Origin of the sequence: Paenibacillus methanolicus, from assembly GCF_008124765.1 — a bacterium.
In the GTDB taxonomy this organism is placed as follows: Bacteria; Bacillota; Bacilli; order Paenibacillales; family Paenibacillaceae; genus Paenibacillus_Z; species Paenibacillus_Z methanolicus.
This window is the reverse complement of the sequence record NZ_VNHS01000008.1, coordinates 254,041-273,224: the sequence shown is the minus strand read 5'-3', so window position 1 is coordinate 273,224 and position 19,184 is coordinate 254,041. Positions and strand designations below refer to the sequence as shown.

Annotated in this window: 16 protein-coding genes; all 16 read left to right on the top strand. The window is 59.9% G+C overall.

The window, feature by feature from the left end; translation table 11 throughout:
* Positions 1-73 precede the first annotated feature (73 nt).
* Positions 74-1,588, top strand: coding sequence for a carboxypeptidase M32 (locus BCM02_RS21545; RefSeq protein ID WP_148931199.1), 1,515 nt, complete (start codon positions 74-76; stop codon positions 1,586-1,588).
* Between the two features lie 172 nt (positions 1,589-1,760).
* On the top strand, positions 1,761-2,447 hold the full coding sequence (locus tag BCM02_RS21540; protein WP_148931198.1) for a methyltransferase domain-containing protein: 687 nt from the start codon (positions 1,761-1,763) through the stop codon (positions 2,445-2,447).
* Positions 2,440-3,594 (top strand): NAD(P)/FAD-dependent oxidoreductase, encoded by a 1,155-nt coding sequence (locus BCM02_RS21535; protein WP_148931197.1) that lies wholly within the window; start codon positions 2,440-2,442, stop codon positions 3,592-3,594. The genes BCM02_RS21540 and BCM02_RS21535 overlap by 8 nt, the downstream gene beginning before the upstream one ends.
* A gap of 16 nt (positions 3,595-3,610) precedes the next feature.
* The gene (locus tag BCM02_RS21530; protein ID WP_148931196.1) at positions 3,611-4,084 is read left to right on the top strand and encodes a type II toxin-antitoxin system RatA family toxin; all 474 of its coding nucleotides are present in this window, start codon (positions 3,611-3,613) and stop codon (positions 4,082-4,084) included.
* Entirely contained in the window at positions 4,077-5,309 is a 1,233-nt protein-coding gene (locus tag BCM02_RS21525; RefSeq protein WP_148931195.1) for a beta-ketoacyl-[acyl-carrier-protein] synthase family protein, read from the top strand. Before BCM02_RS21530 ends, BCM02_RS21525 begins: the two co-directional genes overlap by 8 nt.
* 165 nt (positions 5,310-5,474) lie before the next feature.
* A complete protein-coding gene (locus tag BCM02_RS21520) occupies positions 5,475-6,479 on the top strand; it encodes an ABC transporter substrate-binding protein (RefSeq protein WP_148931194.1) in 1,005 nt (334 codons plus the stop codon).
* A 38-nt stretch (positions 6,480-6,517) separates the two neighbouring features.
* Positions 6,518-7,306: an ABC transporter ATP-binding protein gene (locus BCM02_RS21515; RefSeq protein WP_148931193.1), complete on the top strand. Its 789-nt coding sequence runs from the start codon at positions 6,518-6,520 to the stop codon at positions 7,304-7,306.
* On the top strand, positions 7,303-8,175 hold the full coding sequence (locus BCM02_RS21510; protein ID WP_148931192.1) for an ABC transporter permease: 873 nt from the start codon (positions 7,303-7,305) through the stop codon (positions 8,173-8,175). Before BCM02_RS21515 ends, BCM02_RS21510 begins: the two co-directional genes overlap by 4 nt.
* A 49-nt stretch (positions 8,176-8,224) precedes the next feature.
* The gene (locus BCM02_RS21505) at positions 8,225-9,199 is read left to right on the top strand and encodes an aromatic acid exporter family protein (protein WP_148931191.1); all 975 of its coding nucleotides are present in this window, start codon (positions 8,225-8,227) and stop codon (positions 9,197-9,199) included.
* Positions 9,200-9,599: 400 nt separating this feature from the next.
* Positions 9,600-10,154: an outer spore coat protein CotE gene (locus BCM02_RS21500; protein WP_148931190.1), complete on the top strand. Its 555-nt coding sequence runs from the start codon at positions 9,600-9,602 to the stop codon at positions 10,152-10,154.
* Between the two features lie 138 nt (positions 10,155-10,292).
* Entirely contained in the window at positions 10,293-11,849 is a 1,557-nt protein-coding gene (locus tag BCM02_RS21495) for a putative amidoligase domain-containing protein (protein ID WP_187434344.1), read from the top strand.
* 56 nt (positions 11,850-11,905) lie between these two features.
* Positions 11,906-14,710 (top strand): DNA mismatch repair protein MutS, encoded by a 2,805-nt coding sequence (gene mutS, locus BCM02_RS21490; protein WP_148931188.1) that lies wholly within the window; start codon positions 11,906-11,908, stop codon positions 14,708-14,710.
* 36 nt (positions 14,711-14,746) lie between these two features.
* Positions 14,747-17,014, top strand: coding sequence for a DNA mismatch repair endonuclease MutL (gene mutL, locus BCM02_RS21485; protein ID WP_148931187.1), 2,268 nt, complete (start codon positions 14,747-14,749; stop codon positions 17,012-17,014).
* Positions 17,011-17,781, top strand: a complete 771-nt coding sequence (locus BCM02_RS21480) for a class I SAM-dependent methyltransferase (RefSeq protein ID WP_148931186.1) — start codon at positions 17,011-17,013, stop codon at positions 17,779-17,781. The genes mutL and BCM02_RS21480 overlap by 4 nt, the downstream gene beginning before the upstream one ends.
* Positions 17,778-18,764 carry a tRNA (adenosine(37)-N6)-dimethylallyltransferase MiaA gene (gene miaA, locus BCM02_RS21475; RefSeq protein WP_246183495.1) on the top strand — a complete coding sequence of 329 codons (987 nt, stop codon included), beginning with the start codon at positions 17,778-17,780 and terminating at the stop codon, positions 18,762-18,764. The genes BCM02_RS21480 and miaA overlap by 4 nt, the downstream gene beginning before the upstream one ends.
* 17 nt (positions 18,765-18,781) lie before the next feature.
* On the top strand, positions 18,782-19,024 hold the full coding sequence (gene hfq / locus BCM02_RS21470) for an RNA chaperone Hfq (protein ID WP_148931185.1): 243 nt from the start codon (positions 18,782-18,784) through the stop codon (positions 19,022-19,024).
* Positions 19,025-19,184 lie beyond the last annotated feature (160 nt).

Below are 19,184 nucleotides of genomic sequence, written 5' to 3'. Positions count from 1 at the left end.
TATACGATTTGCAAATTGTAGTATCAAGTAGTAACGCGTTAGAATTCATTACATACCGAAAGGCGGCATGCTCATGAGCGCAATTGTGGAAAAAACCTTAGAGAAGTTCCTTGAGCGCATCAGACAGATCAAAAGCTACGAGGAAGCGCTTGGCGTTCTGTACTGGGATATGCGGACAGGAGCGCCGCGCAAGGGCGTCGAATCCCGTTCCAAAGCCATCGGCGTGCTGTCGTCGCAAGTGTTCGCCCTTCAAACCGGAGCCGACCTCGGCGAGTGGCTGACCGAGCTGGAGAAGCCGGAAACGCTGGCATCGCTGAACGAAATCAACCGCAAGCTCGTGACCGAGACGCGCAAGGACTTCGACCGCAGCGTCAAAATTCCGCCGAAGCTGCATGAAGAATACGTCATTCTGACCTCCGAAGCGGAGTCGTTCTGGGAAGAAGCGAAGGCGTCCGGCGACTATGCGTCCTTCCAACCTTATTTGGACAAAATTATTACATATACAAACAAGTTTATCGATCTGTGGGGGGCGAAAGCGACCCGATACGATACGCTGCTCGATATGTATGAGCCGGGGATTACGACCGAAGAGCTCGACCGGGTGTTCGGCGGCTTGCGCGAGAAGCTGGTGCCGCTTGCCAGCGCCATCGCCGCTTCCCCGCACCAGCCGGATACGAGCCTATTGAAGCAAACATACGCTAAGGAAGCTCAGAAGAAGTTCAGTACGTTCATTCTCGATCAGATCGGCTTCGATTTCCAAGCCGGCCGCCTCGACGAAAGCGTGCATCCGTTCGCGACGGGACTGAGCACGGGCGACGTGCGGATTACGACCCGCTATCTCGACGACGACGTAACGAGCGCGCTGTTCGGCACGATCCATGAATGCGGCCATGCGCTGTACGAGCAGAACATCAGCAAGGAGCTGGACGGCACGACGCTCAGCACCGGCACGTCCATGGGCATTCACGAATCGCAGTCCCGTTTCTGGGAGAATGTCATCGGACGGAGTCGTCCGTTCTGGAACCGTTATTTCGGCGATTTACAGAAGTTATTCCCGGGCCAGCTCGACGTGCCGGTCGAGGAGTTCTACCGGGCGACGAACGTCGTGCAGCCATCCCTGATTCGGATTGAAGCCGACGAATTAACGTATAACCTGCACATTATTATCCGGTACGAAATCGAGAAGCAGATCTTCAACGAAGGCGTAACGGCCGCCGAGCTGCCGGCGCTGTGGAACGCGAAGTACAAGGAGTATCTCGGCATTACGCCGGAGAACGACGGCGAAGGCGTGCTTCAAGACGTGCATTGGTCCGGCGGCGCGTTCGGTTACTTCCCGTCTTACTCGCTCGGCAATATGTACGCGGCACAGATGACGGAGACGCTCGAGAAGGAATTGCCGAACGTATGGGAGCTCGTCGAGAAAGGCGAGCTGCACCCGATCAAAGACTGGTTGACCGACAAGGTATACCAATACGGCAAGCTGCGCACGCCGTCGGAGTTGATCACGGCGATCACCGGCAAGCCGCTTGATCCGGATTATCTCGTGCGCTATTTGGAGCGAAAGTATAAGGATATTTACAAACTGTAGAGTAACGCGCTTTGGGGTTGCTTTAAGAAAACAAGACGGTTTTGGGACATGGGTTCCGAAGCCGTCTTTTTTGTTTGAGATTTTTTTCCAATCAGGCTGGATAAATCATGCAAATATCTCGAACACTACGAAGGAGTACAAAAGGCGAGGGTGGGGAAGCGAACTGGAACGGTTGACGGACAAGGAGCTGCTCGACGACGTTACGGCCGTCGGCGACGAGGAGCTGGCTAGAAGCTTGAAGGAAGTATGGCATGTGAATCGTTATTTGGGCGGCAATCCGGCGTTGTTCCGCCATATGCGGGAGCTGTTGCGGAAGGCGCCTCGGGATCGGGCCGTCCGCGTGCTGGACGTGGCAACCGGTCTGGCCGACGTGTCGCTGGCGCTCGCGGCTTGGTCCCGCCGGCATGCGATACCGATCGCGATCACCGGCGTCGACATCCATCCGCGCATACTGAAGCTGGCTGCCGAACGGACCGCTCACGCGGAAGCGATCAGAATCGAACAAGCCGACGGGCGCGAGCTCCCCTACCCGGATGGCGCATTCGATGTCGGCTTCTGTAATCTGGCGCTCCATCATTTCGAAGAAGAGGAAGCGGTGCTCGTGCTGCAAGAGCTGTCGAGGGTGTGCCGGTTCGGCTGGGTGGTGACGGATTTGGAGCGTCACCCCGCCGCTTACGCGGCCGCCAAGCTGCTGGCCAAGTTCGTCTGGCGCAGCCCGGTTACCCGGCATGACGGCCCGTTATCGGTCAGGAGGTCGTTCACGGCCGGGGAAGCGGCTGAATTGATTGCGCGCGCGAACGTCAATGGAACCGTCAAAAGGCATTTTCCATTCCGCTTGGCGCTGATCGGTCATGGATAGCGCCGATGTCGCGATCGTCGGCGCCGGACCTGCCGGAAGCGCGGCGGCGATCATGCTCGCCGCGCAAGGGCTGCGCGTCGCGTTGCTCGAAGCGCAGCGGCATCCGAGGCGCAAGCCATGCGGAGAGTCGGTCAATCCGGGCGCGGTGCAGGCGCTTGCGCGATTGGGCTTGCCGCCCGCGGCGTTTTTCCACGGCGATAGCGTACGCATTCGGGGCTGGCGGCTGCACTACGGGCGTTCGCTGCTGGAGGCGGATTTCCCGGGGGCACGCCTTGGCATGTCTTGTCCCCGGGAGCAGCTGGATCAGTGGCTTGCCTCGGAGGCCGTGCGCGCGGGCGCGGAGCTGATGGAGGACGCGCGCGTGGACGGACTGATCCGCGAGGCGGGAAGAGTCGCCGGCGTGACATACCGGCTCGCATCGGGCCGGCCGCGCGAGCTGCGCGCGCCGCTGGTCATCGGCGCAGACGGCTTGCGTTCGCGCATCGCCCGAGCTGCGGGATTATCCCGTGCGGGACGTCTAAGAAAAGCATCGTTCACGTTCCATACGGAAGCGTTCGATGAAATAGGCGATCGGATCGAGCTGCATTTGCAGAAAGAAATCGTCGTCGGATTGGTGCCGGTCGGCGGCGGGCTCGCGAATATGACCATTGGCGTCATGGGCGAGCACGCGAAGCATGCGGCCGGCAGAACCGAAGCGTTCGTCAAGGAAACGGCGAGCCGGCTGCCTTACCTGTCGAACCGGCTTCTTCATGTTAAGCCGGTTGACGAGGTGTTAGCTTGCGGGCCGTTCGACCGCCCGAATGCGGCCGCCGCGGCGGGCGTCATGCTCATCGGCGATGCGGCGGGCTATTACGACCCATTGACCGGACAAGGGATCTACAAAGCGCTCCGTTCGGCCGAGCTGGCGGCGCCGCATGCGCTCGCTGCCCTGCGGTCCGGTCTTGACTGGCCGCTGCAGCAGTACAGCTTGCGGCTGCGCGACGAATTCGCCGCAAGCGGCCGGCTGCAGCGGATGATCGAATACGGAACCCGCCATCCGCTATTATTCCGCGGGGCGCTCGGCGGGCTGAGGTGGAACCGCCGGATGCGCGATCGCATCGCGGCTTCAATTGGGGATATCGGGTTAGAACACGAGGTTGGAGAATGAAAGGAGCGGCTAGCCCATGCGGACGCTGAACGAGGTGGGAATTAACGGTCCGATCGAGACCGTGTTCGAGATCGCAAGACGAATCGACCTGTGGCCGGAACGGCTCGCGCACTATCGCAAGGTACGCGTGCTGGAAGGCGATCTGGAGACAAGCGGCGTCGTGGAGATGGCCGCCTACCGCGAGTTCGAGCGTATGAACTGGCCGGTCTGGTGGATCAGCACGATGGAGATCGACCGGGAAGAGGCTCGCATTCGATACCGGCATATTCGCGGCGTTACGAAAGGGATGGAGGTCGAGTGGCGGCTGGCGCAGGTTGGACCGGACGATACGCGCGTGACGATCGTTCACGAATGGAAGCAGCCGCCGATCGGCCGCCGAATGGCGGGCGGGTTCATTGGACACGTCTTCGTCCATCATATCGCCGATCAGACGCTCGCCGGATTGAAGCTGGCGGCCGAATCGCGATTGGAGGCGGCGGTCAATGGCTAATCGGAGAGCGGTCGTGACCGGTATCGGCTGCGTGACGCCGATCGGGATCGGGGCGGACGAACTGTGGGCGGGCTTGAAGCGGGGCCAGAGCGCGGTGAAGCGGATCGACCGGTTCGAATCGGGCGGGTTACGAAGCCGGATCGCCGCGCAAGTCGAGCGGTTTGATCCCTTGCAATATATGGACAAGAAACGCGCGCATCGGATGGACCGATATTCGCAGCTGGCCGTAGCCGCGGGAAGCATGGCGTTGGCGCATGCCGGCATTAAGCCGGAGGAGGCGGATGCCGAGCGGGCCGGCATCCTCATGGGAAGCGCGCTCGGCGGCATCGCCTACGCGGAGGAGCAATGCGGACAATTCTTGACCGGCGGCTATCGTTCCGTATCGCCGACGCTCGGCTTCTCGGTGTTCGGCGGAGCGGCTTCGTGCAATATGGCCATGGCGTTCGGCTTCAACGGCTTGAACGAGACGAACGCGATGTCCTGCGCATCGGGCGCGGTGGCCATCGGCCGGGCGCTCGCGGCCATCCGGCGCGGCGAAGCGGATTTCATTCTGGCCGGCGGCTCCGAAGCGCCCCTCGCGCCGTTGGCCTTCGGCGCCTTCGATATGCTGCGGGCGATGTCGACCCGCAACGAAGCGCCCGAGCAGGCAAGCCGTCCATTCGATAAGAATCGCGACGGATTCGTCATGGGCGAGGGCTCGGCCGTCCTCCTCATCGAAGAGGAATCCCATGCGCGGGCGCGCGGTGCCACGATTATCGCCGAGCTCGCCGGCTTCGGCATCAGCAATGACGCTCACCATATGAGCGCGCCGCTGCCGTGCGGCTCCCAGGCTGCTCGGGCGCTCCGTCAGGCGCTGCGCGACGCGGATATGGGCGAGGACGAAGTCGGCTATATCAACGCCCACGGTTCGTCGACCCCGCTGAACGACGTCACCGAATCGAAGGTAATTCGGACCGTCTTCGGCGACCGTCCGGTTGCCGTCAGCGGGACGAAAGGGTTGTATGGACACCCGCTCGGCGCCTCCGGGGCAATCGAGGCGGCGATTACGTGCCTTTCGCTGCAGACGGGCTGGCTGCCCCCGACATCGAATCTCGAGGAACCGGATCCGCTCTCGCCGGTAGACTTGATCGCCAGAGCCGGCCGCGATGCGCGCGCCGCGGCGGCGGTGTCCAATTCTTACGGCTTTGGCGGTATTAATGCTTCGCTTGCTTTTCGCCGAGGATAGGTAACATAAGAAGTTAATCAAGGAACGCTTCCATTACGGGAGGCGTTCCTTTTTTGTTGAAATTCGGACTTTAGTCCCGTGTTCCTCCGTCATTACAGTAACCGCCGACCACCGCTGCGCATAGGCTACAGTACATCTATCTAGCGGAAAGCAGAGGTTATGCATATGAGCAAGAAGAGAATGGGCGCGCTGCTGCTGGCGCTTGCCCTTATGTCGGGGCTGCTCGCCGGCTGCGGCGGCGGAAGCAACGAATCCACGGTCAAAGTGACGATCGGCGAAGTGACGCGCTCGCTATTTTACGCGCCGGAGTACGTCGCGCTCGCGAAGAACTTTTTCAAAGAAGAAGGCCTGGAAGTGGAATTGACGACGACCGCGGGCGGGGACAAAACGATGACCGCGCTGCTGGCCGGCAACATCGACGTGGCGCTCGTCGGCTCGGAGACGTCCATCTACGTGCACCAGCAGGGCTCGGATGACCCGGTCATCAATTTTGCCCAATTGACGCAGACGGACGGCACGTTCCTCGTGGCCCGTGAAGCCGGGTCCGGCAGCTTTGATTGGAACAGCCTGAAAGGGCAGGACTTTCTCGGTCAGCGCAAAGGCGGCATGCCGCAGATGGCGGGCGAATTCACGCTGAAGAAGAAGGGGATTGATCCGCAGAAGGATCTGACGTTGATCCAAAACGTGGATTTTGCGAATATTCCTGCAGCGTTCGCATCCGGTACGGGCAAGTTCGTGCAGCTGTTCGAACCGCAAGCGTCTATTTTCGAGAAAGAAGGCAAAGGCCATGTCGTGGCGTCATTCGGCGTGGAGAGCGGGAAGCTGCCATATACCGTCTTTATGACGAAGAGCAGCTTCATCAAGAAAAACAAGGATACCGTGCAAAAGTTCGCGAGCGCCGTGTACAAAGCCCAGCAGTGGGTGGACGCGCATAGCCCGGAAGAGATCGCCGACGCCGTGCTTCCGTTCTTCAAAGACACGGACCGCGAGATCGCCATTTCGGTCATTGAACGTTATAAGAGTCAAGGTTCTTACGCAACCGATCCAATCGTCGATGAAGCGGAATGGAACAATCTCGTCGATGTGATGACATCAGCCGGCGAGCTGCAAGAGAAGCCGGCGCACAAAGACCTGGTGGATAATTCGTTCGCCGAGAACGCGATGAAGTAACCGCTGGCTATATTTGGAACGGAAAGGAGATGCGACTGATGGAAACGCTGCTGGAGCTGCAAAATGTCACGCATGTCTACGTAGGCGATCAGGGCGCGAGCATGGCCGTCGAAAACTTAAGCATGGCGATCGGACGGGGCGAGTTCGTCAGTCTCGTCGGACCGAGCGGCTGCGGCAAGACGACCGTCCTCAGTCTCCTCGCCGGACTGCTTACTCCGACGAAGGGAGTCGTCCTTGCCGGAGGCGAGCGGGTCGTACGTCCCTCGTCCAAAATCGGGTATATGCTGCAGCAAGATTACTTGTTCCCGTGGCGAACGATATTGGAGAATGCGGCGATCGGATTGATGATCGGAGGAGGTCGGAACGCCGCTGCTCTTGAATCGGTGCGTACGCTGCTTGCCGAGCTGGGACTCGCAGGGACGGAGACCAAAATGCCGTATGAACTGTCTGGCGGCATGCGGCAGCGGGTTGCGCTTGCCCGTACGCTTGCGACAGAGCCGGATGTGCTGCTGCTCGACGAGCCTTTCTCGGCGCTGGATATGCATATCAAGCTGCAGCTGGAGGATCTGGTGCACGAGACGTTGGCGGCCAGGGGAAAGACGGCGGTCCTCGTCACGCATGACTTGGCCGAGGCGGCCGCGATGAGCGACCGTGTAATCGTGCTCGCCCCGAATCCGGGCCGGATTCACGCCGTCTTCGATATCCCTGAAGCTGTTCGCTCGCTGCCGCCTACGCAGGCACGCAAGCTGCCGGAGTTCCAGCGCGTGTTCGATGCGTTGTGGGAGGCGCTCGAGCGCGGTGAGCAAGCGGGAGGTGAAGGGTCATGAACATGCCATCAGATCCGAAGGTGAACGTGCATGCCGCGGGTTCTTCGGCGCGTGAACAGGAAAGAGAGTGGGTAGACGGTCTGCACCGGTCGCATCTCGCCCGCGCGCGCAAGACGACCCTGGCCGTGCGAATCACGCAAGCGCTGCTGCTCGTGCTATTCTTCGGCGCGTGGGAGCTCGCCGGACGCAACAAGTGGATCGACGTGCTGCTGTTCAGCTATCCGACCAAGCTGTTCGATCAGCTGTGGCGTTCGCTAATGGACGGTTCGCTGCTGCCTCATACCGGCATTACGGTGTTGGAAACGATCGTGGGCTTCCTGCTCGGGACGCTGCTTGGCACGGCGATTGCCGCTCTATTATGGTGGTTCTCGTTCATCTCGCGCGTGGCCGATCCGTATCTCGTCGTCTTGAACAGCATGCCGAAGGTAGCGCTCGGTCCGCTCTTCATCGTCGGCTTCGGTCCCGGCATGCTGGCGATCGTCATGACGACGCTGTCGGTCACCGTCATCATTACGACGATCGTCATCTACAACCGGTTCCGCGATGTGACGCCCGGATATATCAAGGTCGTCCGTTTGTTCGGCGGCTCCAAATGGCAAGTGTTCCGCTACGTCGTACTGCCGGATTCGTTCGCGGTTATCGTCTCGCAGTTGAAGGTGAACGTCGGTCTGGCGTGGGTTGGCGTCATCGTCGGCGAATTCCTCACGAGCAAATCGGGCCTTGGTTATCTCATCATCTACGGGTTCCAAGTGTTCAACTTCACGATCGTGCTCTCTAGCCTACTCGTCATCGCGGTCGTCGCTACCGTCATGTATCGTCTGGTCGCGGCGCTCGAGCATTGGTTGACGCGAGGCGGACGCGAGCGGTAGGATGGTAGAAAAGCCCGCATGACGCGGGCGCATGGGCAGCGGAGGAACTATGGGAATACGGGTGATCAAGACGGCGTTGGCCGCGCTGGCGGCGATCTATACCGCAAGCACGATCGGGCTCGACCCTGCGTTGTCGGCGGGCTTGCTCGCGATACTTGGCGTCGAGGTGACGCGGAAGAGAGGGCTTCAGAGCGCTTTCGTCCGTTTTGTCGCTTCGGCGCTGGGGCTGTTTTTCGCCTCGGTGCTATTCGCGGCGTTCGGCTTTCATATTTGGGTCATCTCGCTCTTCATTCTGATTGCCTTCCCCGTTATGTCGCGGCTTGCGTTGAAGGACGGCATCACGACGAGCGCGGTCATCGTCTTTCACGTCTATGCCAAGTCGGAAGTGACGGCCGCGCTCATCGTCAACGAAGTGCTGCTTCTGCTCGTCGGCTTGGGCTGGGCGACCGTGGTGAACATGCTATATATGCCGCGGGAAGATCGGAATCTCGCGACGCTTCGGCATCGGACGGAATCGCTGTTCAGCGGCATATTCGGCCAGATGGCCCGGACACTGCGCGATCCGGCCCACGTCTGGGACGGCGTCGAATTAATCGAAGCGGGGGACGCGGTCGAGGAAGGGATAAGGCGTGCGGAGCTGGCGCTGGAGAACCGGGTGCCGGGCCAAGACGCGGACGAGCTTCGGTACTGGCGCACGTATTTCGAGATGCGGCGTCTGCAGATGGAGTCGATCTCCCACATGCTGGTGCGCGTGTCGCTCGTCTACGAGAAGCTGCCGCAGGGCGAATTGGCCGCGGAGCTGTTCGATCTGCTGGCGGACGAGGTGAAGTCGGACGTCTACGAAGGCGTCGTGGAGCGGCATCTGAACGAGCTCGGTACCCGATTCAAGCAGATGGCGCTTCCGGCCAGCCGGGACGAGTTCGAAATCCGGGCCGCGATTTTGGAATTGACGCACGAACTGCACCGTTATTTGCATATCGCCAAGAGGTGGAAGAAGCGGAGGACGGGGCAGAAGGCGGAATGAGTCGCGTGAACCGAGCGAGGAGCGGTAGGGTACGAGTCGGTGCGGCCGACGCAATTCGCGGATACTAACAGAAGGCTGCGCCCGGAATTGTCCGGCGCAGCCTTTCTCGCATCGCGAGCAAAAAATGACGGCGCCGAGTACTACATGAATAGGTTCAATCGTATATTTGTAGGGAAGGGTGAGCGAGAAGATTCCTACTATAAATAGGCAGCCGGTTATCGGCCGAAATTGCCCGAATCAAGGTGTTTCTAACGAAGGCGGAGGTCGGATTTCGTGGGGATGGCGCGCGGTTCGCGATCGGCAAACTAAAAAAACGCCGTCGCGAGCCGTAGTTTTATCAACAAACGCCTATGTCCTGCATACACTTTAATTGAATGATTGTATGGAGGAGGTTAACTCAATGTCTATTGCAGATAAACAGCTTCAGCGTAGAGAGATATTAACGAAAGCTGTCTGCGGCAAAGGTCGTAAGTTTTCCACAGTAACTCACACCGTTACGCCGCCTCATCATCCCACGAGCATTTTGGGCGCCTGGATCATCAACCACCAGTACGAAGCGGTGCGTTCCGGGGACGGGATCGAAGTAATCGGTACTTACGATGTTAACATCTGGTATTCTTACAACAAAAACTCGCAAACCGACGTCGCGAAAGAGACGCTCTCCTACGTGGAGAACGTGCCGCTCTCGTACCTGGACCCGAAGCACCGGGCATCCACGGAAGAAGTAGCGGCTGAAGCCACGCAAGAGCCGAACTGCATCGAAGCGAACATTTCGGGCAGCGGCACGGGCGTCGTCATCCGCGTGGAGCGCGAATTCGCGGTCGAGTTGATCGCCGAAACGAAAGTCGTCGTCGCGGTCTTCCCGAGCGCATACGACGATGGTAAGGATATCGACTTCGGCGATGACGGCGATTTCGAGGATTTGGACCCGGAACTGCTGGACGACGAACTGTAAGTTGGAGCTTACGGTTCGTATACGCTATCGTATGCGATAGCGAATTGATTTTCGAGGGCGAGAGCCCTCTTTTTTTTTCATAAAATCAGGATGCCCGTCTTGCGAGGCGTTTCATTCATGCGGAGGGAGGGAGAGGTCGTGTCGGGAATCGGATGGCTGTGGGATGGGCATCGCTGGCGAACCCGGGAGGAACGCCAAGTTGGAGGAGGGCCGGAAGCAAGCGACGTGGTGCTTGTCATCGGCGATGCGGCACCTCCGGGTGCCTTTGCGCAAGCAAGCGCTCCGCTCGTGTTGAACGGCGGCGCGAAGCGGTTCGCGGCCTTAAATCGGGAGGATATCCGCGATCGGCTGCATCGCATCGGCGTTAGCTTGAGCGCTGGCGTCGTTCGGCATGCAGAGGCAGCGAGCGGCGACTGGAGGGTCGTGCGCTTTATTCGCGTGCGCGTGTTCCAAGATCAAGTGTTGGATGCCTGTTGGGTGCGGGATCATTCGACATTGCAGGGGCGTAATGGGGAGAAAAAGCATGCGACGGCGTTCGGTAGCGGCAATCGCCTGCTGACGAATGCGCGGATGGATACGGAACCGCTCCATCCGCAGCAGGCGGCTTACCGCAAGGCGTCTTCAACGGCGATACGGACGATTTACGCTTTAGGCTTGGATGCCGGCATCGTGGAACTGTCGCTGGACGGGAGCAAGAAGTGCGCCGTGCAGTCGGTGCTTCTCCCTGGGGAAGCGCCTAGCGGCGGCCAGAACCGGGACGAGGCGAAGTGGCTGGATGCCGCGGATAATCTCGCGCGCCGAATGGCGGAATCAACAAGCCCAAGACGCCGCGCGCCGGTTCTAATCGGAGCGGATCCCGAGTTTCTGCTCGTGAACGGCAAAGGAAAAGTGGTTCCCGCGGATCGATATTTGGGCAGCGGTCATGGCGCGGGGACGGACGCGGTGGTCATCGGCGGTAAAATCGCGCGTCCCGTAGCGGAACTGAGGCCGGCGCCGGCTGCTTCGCCGGCGGAAGTCGTCTCCCGTATCAGAGGACTGTTATCGATTGCACAGACGCGTATTGAGGATACAACCTTGCGTTGGGTAGCGGGCGCGATGCCGGTAACCGGGTTTGCCTTAGGCGGTCATATCCATTTGAGCGGCGTGCCGCTCACGAACCGGCTGCTTCGGCAGCTGGACAGTTACGTGGCGATTCCGCTCGCTATGGCCGAAGCGGAGTCGGGCCGAGCCAGAAGGCCGAAATTCGGTCTCTTGGGCGATTGCCGGCAGCAGCCGCATGGCGGATTCGAGTACCGGACGCTGCCCAGCTGGCTCGTCTCTCCGTCCGCATGCGAAGCAGCGCTGTCTCTTGCTTTGTTATGCGCATTGGAGACGGATCAACTCCGCTATTGCCCGGCGTCGGAGGAACGATATGCGGCTGCGTATTATCGTGGGGATCGAGTTACGCTGCGAGAGTGTCTGGAGCCGTTGATTTCAAGTATGCGGGCTGTCCCCTCGTACGCGAAACTGGCGACTGGCATTGAGCCGTTCATAGATTCGCTGCGACGGAGCGAGATCTGGGACGAAACGCTCGATTTCCGCTCGGCATGGGCGTTGCCGTCAGGGGAACGCGGTCAATCCGGCGTTTTGGCGGATATTGCTAACCCTTCGGTCAGACGCCTGCGGGGTGTGAACCATAGGACCGATCTGCTATAATGGAGTTCTGGTGTTTACCGACACGAGAGAACGAAATCGATGCAGGAGGGGCGCGCATGGCGGCTTATACCCCGATGATACAGCAGTACTTATCCATTAAAGAAGGCGCGAAAGACGCGTTTCTATTTTTCCGTTTAGGCGATTTCTACGAAATGTTTTTCGATGACGCGATCCTTGCGTCGCGCGAGCTGGAGATCACGCTCACCGGCCGCGAAGGCGGCGGGGACGAACGCATTCCGATGTGCGGCATCCCCTATCATTCCGCGGAAGGGTACATCGCGCGGCTGATCGAGAAAGGCTACAAAGTCGCGATTTGCGAGCAGGTCGAGGATCCGTCGGCAGCCAAAGGCGTCGTGCGCCGCGAGATTATTCGCACCGTCACCCCGGGCACGGTCATGGAGACCAAATCGTTGGCGGACAAGGCGAACAATTTTATCGTCGGCGTCTCGATCGCCGGCGGCGGTTACGGCCTGGCGGCTTGCGATTTAACGACGGGCGAGCTGTATGTCACGAGCGTGCCGGTTATGCTGGACGTTCTGACAGATGAACTAAATGTATATCATCCGGCGGAAATTATCGGCGACGAAGAGGTGTTGGCCGCCCTGCAGCCGGTCGCGGCCGGCTGGAGCCGTCCGGTGCTCTTCACGCCTCGCCTAACAATGGAACGGGCGGCGCTGGAATCGCAGTTCGAACGCGAACAGTTGGAGGCGTTAACCGAACCGAGATACAGGGCGATTAACCTGCTGACCGGCTATTTGACGGAGACGCAGAAACGCTCGCTTGGCCACGTTCGCCGCATTCGCGTTTACGAACCGAACCAGTTCATGATTTTGGATCCGTTCACGCGCCGCAACCTCGAGCTGACCGAGACGGTTCGGGATCGCAGCAAGAAAGGGACGCTGCTCTGGCTGCTCGACAAGACGCGCACGTCCATGGGGGCGCGGCTTCTCCGACGCTGGATCGACAAGCCGCTCTTGTCCAAGTCCGGCATCGACGCCCGTCTCGAGGCGGTGGACAAGCTGCACCGCGACCTTATCTTGCGCGACGACTTGCGGCGGGAGCTGTCGGAGATTTACGATTTGGAGCGGCTCGTCGGGCGTGTCGCGTTCGGCAGCGCCAACGGTCGCGATTTGAACGCGCTGAAGACGTCGCTCCAGCATGTGCCGGCGCTGCGCGCGATCTGCGAGGGCTCCGGTTCCGAGACGCTGCGCGGATTAGTCGAGGACGTGGACGATTGCGGCGATTTGGCCGACATGATCGCGACCGTCATCGTGGACGAGCCGCCGGTTTCGGTACGGGAGGGCGGACTTATCCGCGCCGGGTACGACGATTACCTCGATCAACTGCGCGACGCCAGCGTCAGCGGCAAGAAGTGGCTGGCCGACCTGGAGCGGCGCGAGCGCGAGGCGACCGGCATCAAGTCGCTGAAGATCGGCTATAACAAAGTGTTCGGCTATTTCTTGGAAGTATCCAAGGCGAACATCTCGATGCTGCCGGAAGGCCGCTACGAGCGCAAGCAGACCCTTGCCAACGCCGAGCGCTACGTTACGCCGGAGCTGAAGGAGAAGGAACGTCTCATTCTCGAAGCCGAAGAGAAGATGGTCGATCTCGAATATGCCCGGTTCGTCGAGCTTCGGGACCATATGGCAAGCCATATGCATCGGCTTCAGCGCTTGGCGGAGATGGTCGCCGAGATCGACGTCTACCAATCGATGGCGACGGTCAGCAGCGAGCAGCGGTTCGTTCGACCGGTCGTGACGGAGGCGTACGACTTGGTCGTGGAGGACGGCCGTCATCCCGTCGTGGAGGCGGTCATGGAAGGCGTACCGTTCATCGCGAACGGCACCGCGCTGACGGATGAAGCCTTCGCGATGCTGCTCATCACGGGACCGAACATGGCGGGCAAGAGCACTTACATGCGTCAAGTCGCCCTCATCTGCATCATGGCGCAGATCGGCTGCTTCGTGCCGGCTAAGAAGGCGCTCGTGCCGTTGATCGACCGGATCTTCACCCGGATCGGCGCGGCGGACGATCTTATTGGCGGACAGAGCACGTTCATGGTCGAGATGAAGGATATCCAGACGATGACGGAGAAAGCGACCGCGCGGAGTCTTGTCATTATCGACGAGCTGGGCCGCGGCACGTCGACGGCCGAAGGGATGGCCATCGCGCAGGCGGTGATCGAATTCGTGCATACCGAGGTGAAGTGCAAAGCGCTCGTTTCGACCCATTTTCACGAGCTCGCGCACTTGGAAGAGTCGCTGCCTCGTCTCGCGAATGCCTGCATGGCCGTCCAGGAGAACGCGGGCGGCGTGACGTTCCTGCGGAAGCTCGTGCCCGGCGCCGCGGACAGCAGCTACGGCATCTATTGCGCGCAGCTGGCCGGCTTGCCGGAGAGCATCATCTCGCGCGCCTATACGCTGCTCGAATCGCTGGAGCAGCCGACACATCATGATGCGTCGATGGAATCCGCGCCGACGCTTGTAGCGGCGGCGGCAGAGGCTCCAACTAGAAGGATGGATAGCCCCGGACTTATTACCGAATTCAGACCATCGTCAACCATTGGCGCCGTCGCGGAATCCGCGGCCAGCTACGAGCAGCCAAGCGCCGCGCCAGCCGCGGCGATGCCAGCTGCCGAATTCGATGCCGTCACCGACGAGACGTCCGCCGCGACGGCGGCGCTCGTCCAACTGTCGATTTTCGACGAGCCTGCTCCCGAGCCGGCAAGAACGCGCAAAGCGAGTCCGAAGGCGGAACAGCTGGCCGAACAGCTGCGCAAGCTGGATCTGTTCAACATGACGCCGATGCAGGCGATGCAGTGGCTGAACGAGATGAAGCTGAAGCTGCATAGCGACAAGTAAACGTCAGGCGAAACGCCGAGAGGAGGAGCTGCTAGAATGGGGAAAATCAACGTATTGGATGAACAGCTGGCCAACCAGATCGCGGCGGGCGAAGTCGTCGAGCGTCCTTCTTCGGTCGTCAAGGAACTTGTCGAGAATGCGGTCGACGCCGGCAGCACGACGATCGATATCGTCATCGAAGAGGGCGGTCTGACGCTCGTGCGGGTCACGGACAACGGCAGCGGCATCGAAGCGGACGATATCGAGAAAGCCTTCTTCCGTCACGCGACGAGCAAGCTGTCCACCAGCAAAGATTTGTTCCGGATCGCGAGTCTCGGATTCCGGGGCGAGGCGCTGCCGAGTATCGCGGCCGTCGCCAAGGTGGAGTGCGTCTCCGCCGTCGATGCATCGGGTCTCGGCAAGAGGCTTCTCATCGAGGGCGGCTCCGTGCGCAATGTCGAGGACGCGAACACGCCGCAGGGTACGGATATCGCCATCCGGGATTTGTTCTATAACACGCCGGCCAGGCTGAAATACATGAAATCGATTCAGACGGAAATCGGCCATATCGCGGATTACGTCAACCGGCTTGCATTAGCCCACCCGGGCATCGCGTTCACGCTGAAGCATAACGGCAACGTTTTGCTTCGCACGCTCGGCACCGGCGACCGGCTTCAGGCGTTCGCCGCCGTTTACGGGACGACCGCCGCGAAGGCGATGCTGATCGTCTCCGGCGACCATCCCGACTACACGCTGAGCGGCTATATCTCGAAGCCCGAGCAGACAAGGGCGAACCGGAACGGCATTACGATCGTCGTGAATGGGCGATACATCAAGAGCTATATCATCAATCAAGCGATTTTACAGGCGTATCACACGCTTCTGCCGATTAACCGCTTCCCGATGATCGTTCTCGAGCTCGGGATGCACCCGAGTCTGCTCGACGTGAACGTCCATCCGTCCAAAATGGAAGTTCGGTTCAGCAAAGAAGCGGAGCTTCGTCAGTTCGTCGAGGAATGCGTCGCGAAGGCGCTCGGCAAGCAGCGCCACATCCCGGGGCCGGCCCCGGCCGAGCGCTCCAAGCCGCAGTTCGTGCAGGAACGTATCTCGTTCCATCAACCGGAGCCAGTCGGAGCGGACATCCGCAAGCCGGAAGGATGGATGGAGCGGTTCAACGCAGGCGACCAAAGCACGGCGCCGACTGCTCCGTCCGGCGCGCTCGTCACGAACTTGTTCGGAGGAGCAGAGCGTTCGGAACAACGGTTTGCAATCGGCAATCCGCGTATCGCTTCCGACCGCGCGGACGGCATGGGAGCTTCCTATCCGTCGGCCAAGCCGGCCGTGCCCAAAGGTGCCGCCGAGCGATTGTATGCGCCGCCTTCCGATACTTCCTTCGCGGTTCGAGAGACGGCGGCAAGCGGAGCCTCCGCGCCAGCGCCTTCCGACGCCTACGTCGAGGTTAAACACGCATCGCCTATGAATTCGCCGACTTCCGTGGAGCGCCCCGTGGAGGGGCTGGAAGACTGGGACGCCGATTTTGCGCCGTCCGGCCCTTCACTTGAGGACGCCAGCCCTCCAAGAGATGCCACGGTCGAAAACGGTTTGTCGGAGTCAGAGGTTTCGCAGCCGATGGCTGAAATTGACCTTGGCGAAGATAAGGCCGCTTCACCGACGCTGATCCCATCCAAAGCTTCGGCCGAAATGCCGTCCGAAGAGCCGCATGGCGAACCGAAGGTTGATTTTCCCGAATTGTATTGGATCGGCCAGCTGCACGGCACGTATATCATCGCCCAGAACGAAGAAGGACTGTTCCTGATCGATCAACACGCGGCGCACGAGCGAATTAACTACGAGTATTATTTGGAGAAATTCGCACGTCCGCAGCAAGCTAGCCAGCAGCTGATCGTGCCGATGACGTTGGAGTTCACTTCGACGGAGGCGACCGCGCTGGCAAGCCGGATGCCTCTCCTGCTGGAGGCCGGCGTGGAGCTCGAGCCGTTCGGCGCCAATACGTTCCTCGTCCGGAGCCACCCCGAGTGGCTGCCGCGCGGAGAAGAGCAGCAGGTCATCGAAGAGATGACCGACTGGCTGCTGTCCGAGAAAGGCGCCGTCGACATCGGGAAGCTGCGGGAGAAGTCCGCCATTATGTGCTCTTGCAAGGCGTCGATCAAAGCGAACGACCGGCTGACGCGCGAAGAGGGAGAAGGCTTGTTACGCCGTCTGGCGTCCTGCAAGCAGCCCTACACCTGCCCGCACGGCAGACCGATCGTGGTGCATATGACGACTTATCAATTGGAAAAAATGTTCAAGCGGGTGATGTCATGATCGTTACGACACCTCAGAAGCCATCGCCCGAATTAGTGAAGGCTGCGCAGCGTCTGAGCGAAGAGCTCGGCGGCTGTTTCGTGCCCAGACGGCAAGAAACGCTGACCGGGCTTCGAAAAAAACACGGAGACGAAAACCTGCTCGTCGTGGACCCGCAGGGGCTGCGCTATTATGATAACGCGGATCAACCGCTTTATTTCCATCCGAGCATGGCTTATGTTAGAGTAAAAAGGCTGCGCAAAGGCGAGCGGGACCCGCTCGTCGACATTAGCGGCTGCGAGCACGGGGATACGATCGTGGATTGCACGGCCGGACTCGGTTCGGACGCGCTCGTGTTCGCGTATGCGTCGGGATCGGCCGGCAAGGTGATCGCCATCGAGAGCGAGCCGGTGCTGTGCGCGGTCGTGCGCGAAGGGCTGAAGACGTACGTCACGGCCCACGAAGACGTGAACGCGGCGATGCGCAGAATCGAGATGCGGGCGGGCAACCACCGAGCCTTTTTGGAGCAGCTGCCCGACAAGAGCGTGGACATCGTCTATTTCGATCCGATGTTCCGCCAACCCGTTCACGAATCCTCCGCGCTGGCGCCGCTGCGGTCGCTGGCCAATCGCGATGCCTTGGACGAGGAAACGATCCGGCAGGCGGTCAGAGTAGCCCGCAAATCCGTCGTCATGAAGGAGCATGCGGGCAGCGGCGAATTCGAGCGGCTCGGTTTCGACTGCGCGCACGTGAACAAAATCGCCTATGGAGTGATCAAGCCGACATGAGCATGGAAGGAACGCAAGACCTTAAACCAAAGCTGCTCGTGTTGATCGGACCGACGGCCGTAGGCAAAACGAAGACGAGCATCGAACTCGCCAAGCATTGGAATGCCGAGATTATTTCCGGTGATTCGATGCAAGTGTACAAGGGTATGGATATCGGGACGGCCAAGATCAAACCGGATGAAATGGAAGGCGTCGCGCATCATCTGATCGACATTTGCGAGCCGGACCATCCGTTTTCGGTCGCCGAATTCCAGACGCGATGCGGCGAATTGATTCGGGATATCGGATCGAGAGGCAAGCTGCCATTCATTGTCGGCGGGACGGGCTTATACGTCGAGTCGGTCGCGTACGGCTACGATTTCCCGGAGAGCGGCTCCGACGAGGCGTTCCGTCAGGAGCGGCAGCAGTATGCCGATACATACGGCGCGGAAGCGCTGCACGATAAACTCGCGGAGGTGGATCCGGAGACGGCTCGGCGTCTGCATCCGAACGACGTCAGACGCGTCATCCGCGCGCTGGAAGTGTTCCACCTCACCGGACGCAAGCTGTCCGACAAGCTGGAAGGACAGAAGCGCACGTCGCCTTACGAACTATGTATCATCGGCCTGACGACGGATCGCGCGTTGTTGTACGCGCGGATCAACCAACGCGTGGACGCGATGATCGCGGAGGGACTGGTGGAGGAAGTACGCGGGCTGCTTGACCGCGGCGTGCCGCAAGATTCCGTTGCCATGCACGGTCTGGGCTACAAGGAGATCGTGGCCTACCTGAACGGGGAGATGACGCTGGAAGCGGCCGTCGAGCTGCTGAAGCGCGATACCCGGCGGTTTGCCAAACGGCAGCTTTCGTGGTTCCGCCATATGCAGGATATCGACTGGGTGGAAGCGAGCGAAAATATTCAGGAGAATTTAGAGGCGATTCATGCTATAATAGCAGGAAAGTTTAGGATGAAGCTTGAATTTTTTTCTGACCAATCTTTTTGACAATGGGGGTAACGTTCATGAACAAATCAATCAACATTCAGGATACTTTTCTTAATCAACTTCGCAAAGACAGCATCCCGGTGACGGTCTATTTAACGAACGGCTTCCAGATTCGCGGCGTCATCCGCGCTTTCGACAACTTTACGATCGTCATCGATACGGACGGCCGTCAGCAAATGGTGTACAAGCATGCCATTTCGACGTTTACCCCGCAGCGCAACGTGTCGCTCATGCAGCAAGAACCTAGCAGCGAAGCGTAAGGCAATAGCTTCCCTCGCATGAAACTTTTTGTTGGCATGATGCGTTTAATTGGATAACGGCACGAGAGAGCAACCCGCCACGTGCAGGGTTGTTCTTTTCTGTTTGAGGAGCGGCCCCGTTTCAAGCGCCGCCGTTGCCGTTTACTACTACTGGGTATAA